Origin of the sequence: uncultured Methylobacterium sp., from assembly GCF_964244095.1 — a bacterium.
Lineage (GTDB): Bacteria > Pseudomonadota > Alphaproteobacteria > Rhizobiales > Beijerinckiaceae > Methylobacterium.
This window is the reverse complement of record NZ_CAXTHR010000123.1, coordinates 1-12,223: the sequence shown is the minus strand read 5'-3', so window position 1 is coordinate 12,223 and position 12,223 is coordinate 1. Positions and strand designations below refer to the sequence as shown.

Below are 12,223 nucleotides of genomic sequence, written 5' to 3'. Positions count from 1 at the left end.
CCTCGTTCATGTCGGCGATGCCGGCCAGATCCCGCTCGTCGATGATCGCGGTGGCAAAGCGCGGCTCGGCGAAGATCATCACGCCGGCCGCCGACTGGATCAGGTGCGCGCAGGTGCGCGAGCCGACCACGAGGAAGAACGCGTCCTGGATCTTGCGGTGCAGCCAGACGATGCCGGTGAGCCCGCAGAACACCGCGCGCTGGCCGCGCTCCTGGCGGATCGAAACGTCGCCGCAGCCGGATTCGGCGGGCAGCGGGAGGGCGAACGGGGCATTCATTGCGCCACCATCGCGGTGCCGTGCGAATCCTGCGGCCCCTGGAGCCGGGCGGCCCGGAGCTTGAGCAGGAACTGCGTCGCGTTGATCGCGTAGGAGGCGTAGGCCGAAAGCGCCAGCCACATCAGGCCGTCGGTGCCGAGCAGGCCGAACCCGAGGGCGGCGAGGTAGGCGGTGTGGAGCGCCAGCACGAGCATGCTCACCACGTCCTCCCAGTAGAAGGCCGGGGCGAACAGGTAGCGGCCGAACACCACCTTCTCCCAGATCGAGCCGGTGACCATGATCGCGTAGAGCAGAAAGGTCTTGGCCAGCACCGAGAGGTTGGCGGCGGCCTCGCCCTCCCCCGTCGCCAGCGTCCGCAGGACGAGGCCGAGGCTCACCAGGAACACGAGGAACTGCAGCGGCGCGAGCAGGCCCTGGACCAGGGTCCAGCGGGTGGCGTCGCGGCGCGCGCGCTCGGCCGACGTGTAGAGCGGTGGTCGCGCCGTGCGGTCCGTCGGACCCATACCCTTAACCCCGTTCCCGTCGCGATGGGCCCCCTCTCGAAGGGGCGGCTTGGAAGGAAGCCTAGAAACGGGCCCCAAAAGTGTCAAGCGCGCTTTACGTCAAATCGCAGTGACAATGACGTCGAAGCATTCTTATTCGATTCGACCATTGCCAAGTCGGCTCGAAAGCGTATCGTCCGCTCAAGCCGCCCCTGTTTCGAGGGTGGCGGCGCGGGGAGCCCGGAATCCCAGCCCAACCCGCACGTATGAATACAATAAGCCGTCAGCGACATTGGAGAGGCACCAATGGATGACTTGAGGCGCTCCGAGGGGCGAAACGCCATTCTGTCCCTGGCACGCGAAATGGCGTCGGCCTGCGACATCGACGCCGAGGCACCGCCGCAGAGGCAACAATTGTCCGATCGCTGGCACGGCCACCTCTCGCGCGTCGTCGAGGCGGAGATCATCCCGCGTCTGATGCTCGCGCACCGGATGGAGGCGAGCACGCGCGGCCCGGGGCCGCGGAAGCCGACGGCGGAGGACATCGAGGCCTTCGCCTCCCTTGTCCTGGCGCCGGCCGGCGAGGTGGTGGAGGCGCGGATCGCTGCCCTGGTCGACGACGGGCTCGCCCTCGACAGCCTGCTGCTCGATCTCCTGGCGCCCACAGCCCGCCACCTCGGCATGCTGTGGGACGAGGATCTCTGCGATTTCGCCGAGATGACCATCGCGATGGGCCGTCTCCAGCGCATCATGCACGACCTGACCCGGCGCTACGGCGGCGAGACGGGCGGCCACAGGGACGGCCGCAGCATCCTGCTCAGCCTCTGCCCCGGGGAGACGCACCTGTTCGGCCTGTCGATGATCGAGCAGTTCTTCCGGGATGCGGGTTGGGACGTGACGAGCACGGCGCTCGCACCGGTAGGCGAGATCCTGGACCAGGCGCGCACCGCATGGTTCGACGTGATCGGCCTGTCGCTCGGCTGTGAGGTCCTTCTGCCGACCCTGGCCAAGACGGTTCACGCGTTGCGTCGCGTCTCGTTCAATCCCGGCGTCAAAATCCTCGTCGGCGGCCCGATCTTCACCGACAACCCGGCTCATATCGAGAGCGTCGGTGCGGACGCGACCGCGGCCGATGCGCGCCGGGCTGTGGCTGCGGCCGAGTTCATGCTTGATCTGCGGGCGGCAGCCTGCTGAAAGACCCGAACGGCGACATCACGAAGCGGTGATACTTGACCAGCTTGGCCACCCACGCTGCGCAGAAACCCTCCGCAGCCTTGAGCAAGACCCTGGGTGCCCTCGGTGGAGAGGCAGCGGGCCTTCTCGTCGCGGCCGCAACCGATCTGTCCCTGATCATCGATGCGGACGGCGTGATCCGCGACGCGGCCTTCGGCGCCCCCGACCTCGCCGGGCAAGGCTGCGACACGTGGCTCGGCCGGCGCTGGATCGACACCGTCACCGTCGAGAGCCGCCCGAAGGTGGATGCGTTGCTGCGCGACGCGGCCCCCCAGGCGGTGACGCGCTGGCGCGAGGTCAACCACCCGTCCGTCTCCGGGGACGACCTTCCGATCCGCTACGCGGCGATGCGGCTGGGCGACGACGGCTCGATCATCGCGATCGGCCGCAACCTGCGCGCCACCGCCGCACTTCAGCGCAAGCTGATCGAGACCCAGCAGGCGCTGGAGCGCGACTACCTCCGCCTGCGTGGCGCCGAGACCCGCTACCGCATGCTGTTCCAGCTCGGCAGCGAACCCGTTCTCGTCATCGACGCGACCACCCGCCGGGTCACCGAGGTGAATCCTGCGGCGGTTCGCCTCATCGGGCGGCCCGAGAAGCGAATCCTCGGGCAGGATGTGGTCGAGCTGTTCGAGGCAGCGAGCGCCCGCGAGATCGAAGCACTGTTCTCGGGGCTGCGCGCAACGGGCAAGGCCGAGGATTTCGAGGCGCGGCTCGGGGGCAATCGCGGCCGGGCGCGGATCACCGCATCGCTGTTCCGGCAGGGAAGTTCGGCGAGCGCCCTCCTCCGGTTTGCCGAGGCCACCGCCGGCTCCGCCGAATCGGCTCACGCCCGAGGCCCGTTGCTCAACGTGATCGACGACATCCCCGAGGGCTTCGTCGTGACCGACCTGGCGCGGCGAATCCTCATCGCCAACGGCGCCTTCCTCGACCTCGCCCAGGTCGCCACCGAGGAGCAGGTTCGCGGCGAACGGATCGACCGCTGGATCGGCCGCGAGGAGACCGAAGCCGCGACGCTGTTCGCGACGCTGGCCGAACACGGCTCGGTCCGCCACTTCGTGACCGGGCTGCGTGGCCTGCTCGGCGCGGTCGAGGACGTGGAGATCGCCGCGGTCGCCGTGCCGCATGCCGAGCCGCCCTGCCTCGGCTTCACCATCCGCGGCACGCCCCGCCGCGCCACGGCCGTCGCGATCCCCGGCGCCCACGAACTGCCGCGCTCGGTCGAGCAGATGACCGAGCTCGTCGGCCGCGTGTCGATGAAGAACCTCGTGCGCGAGACGACCGACCTGATCGAGCGGCTCTGCATCGAGGCGGCGCTGCGCATCACCCGCGACAACCGGGCCTCAGCCGCGGAGATGCTCGGCCTCAGCCGCCAGGGCCTCTACGCGAAGCTGCGCCGCTACGGCATCGGCGACCTCGACGGGCCGGATCTCGGCGACGCCTGAGCGAGCCGCTCACTCCGCCGCGCGGATCGCGGGACGGCCCGCCCTTCCGGGCGGGACGCGGGTGCGGGCGTCGGCCACCGCCTTGCGCGCGCCGTCGATCGCCAGCGTCAGCGCCCCGAAGCTGCGTGAGGCGGTGCCGTTGTCCCGCGCGTGCCGGAGGACGTCCGCGGAGAGGGCGTCGGTCTCCGCGGCGAGCGCGTCGAGGTCGCCCGCGTTCGTCGCCGTGCGGGCCGCGTCGATGATCTCGATCAGGCGGTCGAGGACCTCGTCGATGCGCGCACGGCGCGTCCGCAGGACGCGCTGGCTCAGCCACGCCACCGCCGAGCCGAGGCCGCCGCCCACCGAGGCGAGGACGTAGATCCAGTCCTGGTAGCGGTCGAGGAAGGAGCGTTGCTCGCGCTCGTAATAGTCGATCGCGCCGGGATGGATCGGCAGCCGGGCACTGGTGGCGGCGGCGGTGGTCTCGTAGCTCGGTGCCAGCATGTAGTCGCCGGCCGGCGTCGTGGCGTCGTACTGCGTGCGCAGCTCGAACAGGTGCTGCGTCGCGTCCGCCGCACTGATGCGGCTCAAGGCCGAGGTCGCCATCAGGCGATAGGAGCTTCCGACGGTCTTGACTTCGTCGGGCGGGGATTTCGGGTTGCCGCCGAAGATGCCGGCGGGCATCGTCACCGCCTGCAGGCGCGGCAGCCGCTCGATGATCGCGTCGGCATCCTCCACCGAGACGAAGGCGACCTTCCGGGTGCGGCTCGCCGCAGCGACGCTGGCCACGAGCGCCTGCGCCGCCGCCGCGGCGGGGGCGATGATCGCGACCACCGCGTCGATCCTCCGCGCGGTGAAGGCGGCGGTGAGTTCGTCGGGCTCGGTCTGCACGAGCACCACCGCGTCGGCCGGGATCGGCCCGGCGGGCGCCTCGGTCAGCAGGGTCAGCCCGTAATAGGCGAGCAGGCTGTTCAGCACGGCGCGATCCGCGTCGCGATGGGCGACGATGCCGAGGCGCTTGCGCGCGAGATCGGGGAACCGGGTGATGCCGCCGGGCTGCGGCGAGGCGATGATCATCGCCTGATCCCGCAGGATCGCCAGCGTCAGGCCGTTGCGGGGCATCGCCACGTCCGGGCGCACCACCGCGAGGTCGGCCCTGCCGTCCTGCAGCGCCCTGGCGCTGTCGCGCACGTCGTCGAAGGCGAGGATGCGCAGGCGAATGTTCTCGCCGCTCCTGGCGAGCGCGTCGGCATAGGCACGGATCAGCGGCGGCTCGGTGCCGTCGCTCGGCGCGACCGCGACGGTCAGCGTCGTCGCCCGCGACAGGTAGAGGGCAAGGCCCGAGGCTAGCGCCAGCACGACGGCTATCGCCAGGAACACGAAGTCCCGCCTGAACACGGAGGTCGGCACTTGATCTGGTCCCCGAGCGAAGCCGTCACCACCCTGCCCGTCCGCTCCCACGATCTCAAGCCGCTCGTCGCCGGACCGGACGTCTCAATATTTTGACGATTTCGTATGTCATGCCAACTTGACAGAGAGGTTTGCGAAAACCTAGCTTCGGGTCATGGCGACACCGGCTCCCAGCGCAAGCGTCGAACGCCCGAGGGCGATCACACGGTCGGCGACCGTGCGGACTTCCGCCGGCGGCCGGCAATCCGCCGCCTCGACCCGCCGCCCGCTCCCCGCTCCCGTGCGCGGAGGCCGGTAATGGCGCCATCGTTCTCCTGGGTTCAGATCGTCCGCCTCGGCCTCGTCCAGACCGCGCTCGGGGCCGTGGTGGTGCTGATGACCGCGACCATCAACCGCGTGATGGTGGTGGAGCTGGCGCTTCCCGCGGTGGTGCCGGGCGCCCTCGTCGCCCTGCACCACGCGGTGCAGGTGCTGCGCCCGCGCTGGGGCTACGGCTCGGACGTCGGCGGCCGGCGCACGCCCTGGATCGTCGGCGGCATGGCGGCGCTCGCGCTCGGCGGGTTCCTCGCCGCCGTCGCCACGGCCATCGCCGAGACCAACCTCGCCGCCGGCCTCGCGCTCGCGGTTGCGGCGTTCCTCACCGTCGGGCTCGGCGCGGGCGCGGCCGGCACCTCGCTCCTCGTCCTGCTCGCGGGCGGCGTCGAGGCACGCCGCCGGGGGGCCGCCGCCACGATCGTCTGGGTGATGATGATCGCGGGCTTCGCGATCAGCGCCCCGCTCGCGGGCCACTTCCTCGATCCGTTCTCGGGCCTGCGGCTCATCGCCGTGTCCGGCACCGTCTCGCTCGTCGCGTTCGGCGTCGCCGTGCTGGCGGTCCTCGGCGTCGAGCCCCGCCGCCCGCCCGCGCAGGCGGCGCGGGAGCCGGCCGGAATGCCCTTCCGCGCGGTCCTGGCGAAGGTCTGGGCCGAGCCGGCCTCGCGGCGCTTCACGGTGTTCATCTTCGTCGCGATGCTGGCCTACAGCGCGCAGGAGCTGATCCTCGAGCCGTTCGCGGGCCTCGTCTTCGCGATGACGCCGGGCGTCACCACCAAGCTCGCCGGGCTCCAGCACGGCGGCGTGCTGGCCGGGATGCTGCTGGTCGCCGGCCTGACCATGGGCATCGGCGGCCCGCGGCTCGGCTCGCTCAGGCTCTGGACCGCGCTCGGCTGCGCCGGCTCCGGCGCGATGCTCGTCGGCATTGCCGGCGGCGGTCTGATCGGACCGGCCTTCCCGCTCCGAACCGTCGTGTTCGGGCTCGGGCTGTTCAACGGCGTCTTCGCGGTCGCCGCCATCGGCTCGATGATGGGGCTGGCCGGCGCCGGCGGCGAGGCGGAGCGCGGCACCCGCATGGGCGTCTGGGGGGCGGCGCAAGGGGTTGCCTTCGGCGCCGGCGGCTTCCTTGGAACGGTGGCGGTCGATCTCGCCCGCCTCGTCGCGCCGGAGGCGGTGCAGGCCTACGCCGCCGTCTTCACCGCCGAGGCGCTGCTGTTCTTGGTCGCGACGGCAATCGCGCTCCGCATCGAGCATGCCGGCGCGACCCGCGTGCCCCGCAAGGCCCGCGCGCCGGCGCTCGATCTGCACTTCCAACCCCGGTTCTAGGGAGCCCGACCCATGTCCGAGCCGACCGAGATCTTCGATTGCGTGGTGGTCGGCGGCGGCCCCGCGGGCGCCACCGCCGCCACCGACCTCGCGCGGCTGGGGCGGCGCGTGCTGCTGCTGGACAAGCCGGGGCGGATCAAGCCCTGCGGCGGCGCGATCCCGCCCCGCGCGATCCGCGACTTCGCCATCCCCGACGCCCAGATCGTCGCCCGCATCAAGCTGGCGCGGATGATCGCGCCGTCGGACAAGACCGTCGACATGCCGGTCGGCGAGGGCTTCGTCGGCATGGTCGACCGCGAGCACTTCGATCCGTGGCTGCGCGACCGCGCGGCGCTCGCCGGCGCCGACCACCGCGCCGGCACCTACGAGCGGATCAGCCGCGACGGATCGGGGCTCGCGACGGTGCATTACCGCGCGGGCGACGCCGCGGTGACGGTGAAGGCCAAGCTGGTGATCGGGGCCGACGGCGCAAGTTCGCCGGTGGGACGGGCCGAGATCCCGGGCCATGCCGGGATGAAACAGGTCTTCGCCTACCACGAGATCGTGCGCCTGCCCGCCGACGGCGGCGGCGACGTCTCCGCCACCCGCTGCGACGTGTTCTACCAGGGCAAGCACTCGCCCGACTTCTACGCCTGGATCTTCCCGCACGGCGACACGATCAGCATTGGCACCGGCTCGGCGGTGAAGGGGTTCTCGCTGCGCACGGCCATCCGGAACCTGCGCGCGGCGACGGGGCTGGCGGCCGGCGAGACGGTGCGGCGCGAGGGCGCGCCGCTGCCGCTGAAACCGCTGAAGAAATGGGACAACGGCCGCGACGTGCTGCTCACGGGCGACGCCGCCGGCCTCGTCGCCCCGGCCTCGGGCGAGGGCATCTACTACGCGATGCTCGGCGGCAGGCTCGCGGCCGAGGCCGCGGACGCGTTCCTCAAGACCGGCGACGCCCGCGCGCTGGCCCAGGCGCGCCGGCGCTTCATGAAGCTGCACGGGCGCGTGTTCCTGATCCTGCGGATCATGCAGGGCGTGTGGTACCGCAACGACGCCTTGCGCGAGCGATTCGTCTCGATCTGCCGCGACAAGGACGTGCAGCAGCTCACCTGGGAGGCGTACATGAACAAGGAGCTGGTGCGCAAAAAGCCGATGGCCCACGTGAAGATCTTCCTCAAGGACATGGCGCACCTGTTCCGCTGGGTTTCGCCTTGAGCGAGACCTGGACGCCGGCGCTGGTCGCCCTTGGGTTCGCGATGACGCTGGGAGCGATCGGCGGCGGACTCACCAGGATCGGTCCCTGGTACCGCAATCTGCGCAACCCGGCCTGGAAGCCGCCGGACTGGGCCTTCGGTCCGGTCTGGGCGACGATCTATACCTTTTGCATCGTATCCGCGGTCGTCGCCTGGAACGCCGGCGATGCCGCCGGTCGCATCGCCCTTATCGCGGCCTATGCCCTCAACGCGCCGCTCAACGTCGCCTGGACTGTGCTGTTCTTCCGGGCCGAACGGCCCGACTGGGCCTTCGTCGAACTGGTCTTCCTCTGGCTCTCTATCGTCGTCCTGGTCGCCGTCTCCCTCTCGCTCTCGGGCTTCGCCGCGGCCCTGCTGATGCCCTACCTCGCCTGGGTCACCGTGGCCGGCTTCCTCAACCGCGCGATCGTGCGCCTCAACGGCCCGTTCGGGGTCGCGTGATGGCGGCGTGGTTCTCCAGCGGCCGGATCGTCGACGCGATCCTCGTCCTCGTCGCGCTGGAGGCCGTCCTCCTGCTGGCCCTGCGCCTGCGTACGGGCCGCGGCCCGGCGCCGCTGCCGCTCCTGTGCAACCTCGCCTCCGGGGCGGCGCTGATGCTGGCCGTGCGCGCCGCGCTGGTCGGTGCCGACTGGCCGGTCGTGGCCGCCTGCATGCTGATGTCGCTTGCCGCCCATCTGGGCGATCTCATCCCGCGACTGCGTAAGAGCCAAGCTCCGACGCTTGGTCGCACCGCCGCGGGCAACGCGGCAGGAACTTCCGTTCCGGCACAGGCGTTCAACGCGCGACCGCGAAGCTGAATTATTCTGCTTCCAACCTGTCGCAAGCGGAGACTAGGCATCATGCGTCGCATCCTCGCCCTGGCCGCGACCTCCGGTTTCCTTCTCGGTGCGGGCGTGCCGATCGCGGCGTTTGCGCAGGGGGCGAGCCCTGACCTGATCAAGCGCGGCGAATACCTCGTCACCGCCGGCGACTGCGTCGCCTGCCACACCGGGCCGAGCGGCAAGCGGCTCGCCGGCAACTACGTGCTGAACACGCCGATCGGGAAGATCCGCACGCCGAACCTCACCCCCGACGACGAGACCGGCCTCGGAAAGTGGAGCGAGGCCGACTTCGTCAAGGCGATGCACGAGGGCATCGACAACGAGGGCGCCTACCTCTACCCGGCTTTCCCGTTCGCCTGGTACACGAAGATCACCACCGACGACGTGAAGGCGATCTGGGCCTACCTGCGCTCCCTGGAGCCGGTGAAGGAGGCCCGCAAGGACAGCGAAATCCCGTTCCCGTTCAACATCCGCACCGCGCTCATCACGTGGCGCACCGCCTTCTTCACGGCGGGCGAGTGGAAGCCCGATCCGAACGCGACGCCGGAGGTCAACCGCGGCGCCTACCTCGTCGAGGGCCTGGGCCACTGCGGCATGTGCCACAACGAGAATAAGATCGTCGGCAACAGCAGCCTCGCGGGCAAGCTCGGCGGCGGCGTGATCGACGGGTGGTACGCCCCCAACATCACCCCCGACGGCCATCAGGGCATCGGCGCGTGGTCCGAGGATCAGGTCGTGACCTATCTGAAGACCGGTACCGCCCCCGGCAACCTACCCGGCGTCGCCGCCGGACCGATGCGCCAGACGATCGAGGAATCGCTCTCGAAGATGACCGACGCCGACCTCAAGGCGATGGTCGCGTACCTGCGCACCTATCAGGCCAAGCAGACCTACAAGGTGAAGGATCTCCAAGCCTTCAACAGCGCGGACGCGCCGGGCGCCGGCGTCTACCTCAGCTACTGCTCCTCCTGCCATCAGCCGGACGGCCAGGGCGTGAGGGGTGCGATCCCGGCGCTGGCCGGCAACACCTCGGTCCAGTCCTACGGCCCCGAGACGGTGCTGCGGGTGATCTACGGCGGGCTCGGCGCCCAGAGCGGCTACGCACCGATGACCGCGATCGGCCAGGGCATGACCGACCAACAGGTCGCCGACGTGACCGACTACATTCGCAATTCCTGGGGCAACAAGGCGCCCGTGCTGAAGGGCGGCGTCGCCGCCGCGGCGCGTGAGGCCACGAGCACGATGCTCGCCGGCAACGCCCCTTGCGCCGAGATCGAGCAGCCGGACGTGGCCAAGGCCGTGGCCGATGCCGGCGCGGACGCGCAGTTGAAGGATCTCAAGCAGGAGGATTTCATCCCGCGCATCGACGCGCTGCTGCCCAAGATCAAGTCGGCTCTGCCCGAGGGGCGCGACGACGACATCGTCAACGGCCTCACCACCGCCTTCTGCAAGGCGGCCAAGCCCACGGTCGAGGACGTCAAGCTCCCGTGGCACACGACGATCGGCAGCTTCAGCAACCTCGTCTACAGCCAGCTCAAGCACCCCGAGAAGCAGGCGAGCATGCCGACGGTGCCTGCGATGCCGAAGCCGAACTGATCCGGCCGGGCGCTCGAACGGGCGTCCCGCCGGGCTCGCTTGCCCGGCGGGCGCGTGCGGCGGCGTCGCTCCACCTGCGTGATTCAGCCCCCGAAAATCCATGCACACGCTGACCTGCGACGTCGCGGTGATCGGAGCCGGTACCGCCGGCATCGCCGCGTTCCGGGCTGCCGAGGCCGCCGGGGCCCGCGCGGTGCTGATCGAGCAGGGGCCGGGCGGCACCACCTGCGCGCGGGTCGGCTGCATGCCCTCGAAGCTCCTCGTCGCGGCGGCCGCGGCCGCGCACGACGCGCGTCGGGCCGGCACCTTCGGCGTGGGGGTCGCGGGCGTCGCCATCGACGGGCCGGCCGTGCTCGCGCGGGTGCGGACCGAGCGCGACCGCTTCGTCGCCGGCGTGCTCGACGGGCTCGACGCGATTCCCGCCGACCGGCGCCTCTCCGGCCGTGCCCGCTTCCGCGACGCCGGAACGCTCGCCGTCGGCGAGGCGTGCCGGGTCGCGTTCCGGGCGGCGGTCGTCGCCACCGGATCAAGCCCGAGCATCCCGGAGCCGCTGAGCGCGCTGGGCGCAGCTGTGCTCACCACCGACACCGTGTTCGAGCTTCCCGACCTGCCCGCCTCGCTCGCGGTGGTCGGCGCCGGCGCGGTCGGCATCGAGATCGCGCAGGCGATGGCCCGCCTCGGCGTCACCGTGAGCCTGTTCGAGTCCGGCTCGAGCCTCGCCGGCCTGTCCGAACCGACGCTGCGCGACTGCGCCGCCGCCATCTTCGCCGAGGACATGGCGCTGCACCGCGGCTCCGAACTGGTCGCGGCCGAGGCCACCGGCGACGGTGCCCGCCTGACCTGGACGGATTCCACGGGCGCCCGGCATTCCGAGACTTTCGCCCGGGTCCTGGCAGCCGCCGGCCGGCCGCCCAACGTCCACGGCCTCGGGCTGGCGGAGGCGGGCCTGCGCCTCGACGGGCGCGGCATGCCCGCCTTCGACGCCTGCACCCTCGTCTGCGCCGGCGCGCCGATCCTGATCGCGGGCGACGCCAATGCCGAGCGGCCCGTCCTGCACGAAGCGAGCCGGCAGGGCGGCATCGCCGGCCGCAACGCGGCGGCGCTCGCCGCCGGGAGGCCCCCGGAGGCGCCGGAACCGTGGCCGGCACTCGCCATGGTCTTCACCCATCCCCAGGCGGCGCGCGTCGGCGCGGCCTTCGATCCGGAGGCGGCGGACGGGCGCGTTGTCGGCGGCATGTCGTTTGCCGACCAGGGCCGGGCACGGATCGAGGGGGTGAACCACGGCGGCATCCGGCTCTGGGCGGACCGGGCCGGCACGCTGCTCGGGGGCGAGCTGCTCGGGCCGGATTGCGAACATCTCGCCCACATCCTCGCCTACGCGATCGCCGACGGCCTCACCGTGCAGGCCCTCCGGGCGCGGCCCGTCTACCACCCGACCGTCGAGGAGGGCCTCGGGCGCGCCTTGTCCGATGTCATGCGCGTGCTGGAAGGGCTGCCGCGCGAAGCCCGTCCGTGACCGCCGCTTCACCACCTGCGTGATCGCCGACGCACCCGGCTGCGGATGACGCGGTCGCGTCGACGCTGCTCGCCGGGATCGGTCCGGACCGCTTTCCGACGCGGCGGAAGCCGGTTCGTCGCAGGCAGGCACCTCGGAACGAGAGCCTCAAGGCCCCTATCCTTCCCCGAGCAGCCCGCCGACGAAAGCTTCGAGGCCGGTCCGGCGCGTACGCTTCAGCCGCTCGGCGGCGAGGATTCCGCGGAGCGCGTCGAAGGCGTTCTGGAGATCGTCGTTGACGATGACGTAGTCGTACTCGGTCCAGCGTTGGATCTCGACGCGGGCGTTGGCAAGCCGCTTCTCGATCGTCTCCGGGCTGTCCTCGGCGCGGCGCTCCAGGCGGTGGCGCAGCTCGGCCATGCTGGGGGGCAGGATGAACACCGTCACCACGTCGTCGGCGAGCTTGGCGCGCACCTGCCGGGTGCCCTGGTAGTCGATGTCGAAGATCATGTCGCGCCCGGCCGCGAGCACCGTCTCCACCGGGCGTCGCGGGGTGCCGTAGAAGTTGCCGTGGACCTCGGCCCATTCGAGCAGGTCGTCGCGGGCGCG

Annotated in this window: 11 protein-coding genes and 1 pseudogene; 8 read left to right on the top strand and 4 right to left on the bottom strand. The window is 71.3% G+C overall.

The window, feature by feature from the left end:
* A pseudogene (locus ACFE86_RS17100) lies at positions 1–277 on the bottom strand (ferredoxin:protochlorophyllide reductase (ATP-dependent) subunit N); the annotation flags it as partial.
* On the bottom strand, positions 274–780 hold the full coding sequence (gene bchF / locus ACFE86_RS17095; protein WP_375456530.1) for a 2-vinyl bacteriochlorophyllide hydratase: 507 nt from the start codon (positions 778–780) through the stop codon (positions 274–276). The gene bchF and the pseudogene ACFE86_RS17100, both read right to left, overlap by 4 nt.
* Positions 781–1,173: 393 nt before the next feature.
* Between bchF and ACFE86_RS17090 the strand changes: the two genes are divergently transcribed.
* Together ACFE86_RS17090 and ppsR are read left to right on the top strand one after the other, a co-directional pair.
* On the top strand, positions 1,174–1,953 hold the full coding sequence (locus ACFE86_RS17090; protein WP_375456529.1) for a B12-binding domain-containing protein: 780 nt from the start codon (positions 1,174–1,176) through the stop codon (positions 1,951–1,953).
* Between the two features lie 80 nt (positions 1,954–2,033).
* Complete coding sequence (gene ppsR, locus ACFE86_RS17085) at positions 2,034–3,437, top strand: transcriptional regulator PpsR (protein ID WP_375456528.1); 1,404 nt, start codon at positions 2,034–2,036, stop codon at positions 3,435–3,437.
* A 9-nt stretch (positions 3,438–3,446) separates the two neighbouring features.
* Here the strand turns inward: ppsR and ACFE86_RS17080 are convergent, their stop codons facing one another.
* Positions 3,447–4,826, bottom strand: coding sequence for a TAXI family TRAP transporter solute-binding subunit (locus ACFE86_RS17080; RefSeq protein ID WP_375456527.1), 1,380 nt, complete (start codon positions 4,824–4,826; stop codon positions 3,447–3,449).
* Positions 4,827–5,123: 297 nt separating this feature from the next.
* On the opposite strand from ACFE86_RS17080, the gene ACFE86_RS17075 reads away from it, so the two are divergent.
* The 6 genes from ACFE86_RS17075 to ACFE86_RS17050 all read left to right on the top strand — a co-directional run bounded on the left by ACFE86_RS17075 (position 5,124) and on the right by ACFE86_RS17050 (position 11,635).
* Entirely contained in the window at positions 5,124–6,464 is a 1,341-nt protein-coding gene (locus ACFE86_RS17075) for a BCD family MFS transporter (RefSeq protein ID WP_375456526.1), read from the top strand.
* A gap of 12 nt (positions 6,465–6,476) precedes the next feature.
* Positions 6,477–7,664, top strand: coding sequence for a geranylgeranyl diphosphate reductase (locus ACFE86_RS17070; protein WP_375456525.1), 1,188 nt, complete (start codon positions 6,477–6,479; stop codon positions 7,662–7,664).
* Positions 7,661–8,143 carry a TspO/MBR family protein gene (locus ACFE86_RS17065; protein WP_375456524.1) on the top strand — a complete coding sequence of 161 codons (483 nt, stop codon included), beginning with the start codon at positions 7,661–7,663 and terminating at the stop codon, positions 8,141–8,143. Before ACFE86_RS17070 ends, ACFE86_RS17065 begins: the two co-directional genes overlap by 4 nt.
* Positions 8,143–8,499 (top strand): hypothetical protein, encoded by a 357-nt coding sequence (locus ACFE86_RS17060; RefSeq protein ID WP_375456523.1) that lies wholly within the window; start codon positions 8,143–8,145, stop codon positions 8,497–8,499. Before ACFE86_RS17065 ends, ACFE86_RS17060 begins: the two co-directional genes overlap by 1 nt.
* 42 nt (positions 8,500–8,541) lie before the next feature.
* A complete protein-coding gene (locus ACFE86_RS17055) occupies positions 8,542–10,119 on the top strand; it encodes a c-type cytochrome (RefSeq protein ID WP_375456522.1) in 1,578 nt (525 codons plus the stop codon).
* A gap of 100 nt (positions 10,120–10,219) precedes the next feature.
* On the top strand, positions 10,220–11,635 hold the full coding sequence (locus tag ACFE86_RS17050) for a dihydrolipoyl dehydrogenase (RefSeq protein WP_375456521.1): 1,416 nt from the start codon (positions 10,220–10,222) through the stop codon (positions 11,633–11,635).
* A 156-nt stretch (positions 11,636–11,791) separates the two neighbouring features.
* Here ACFE86_RS17050 and ACFE86_RS17045 read toward each other — a convergent pair.
* The coding region (locus ACFE86_RS17045) for a guanylate kinase (RefSeq protein WP_375456520.1) at positions 11,792–12,223 on the bottom strand (432 nt) is incomplete at its 5' end.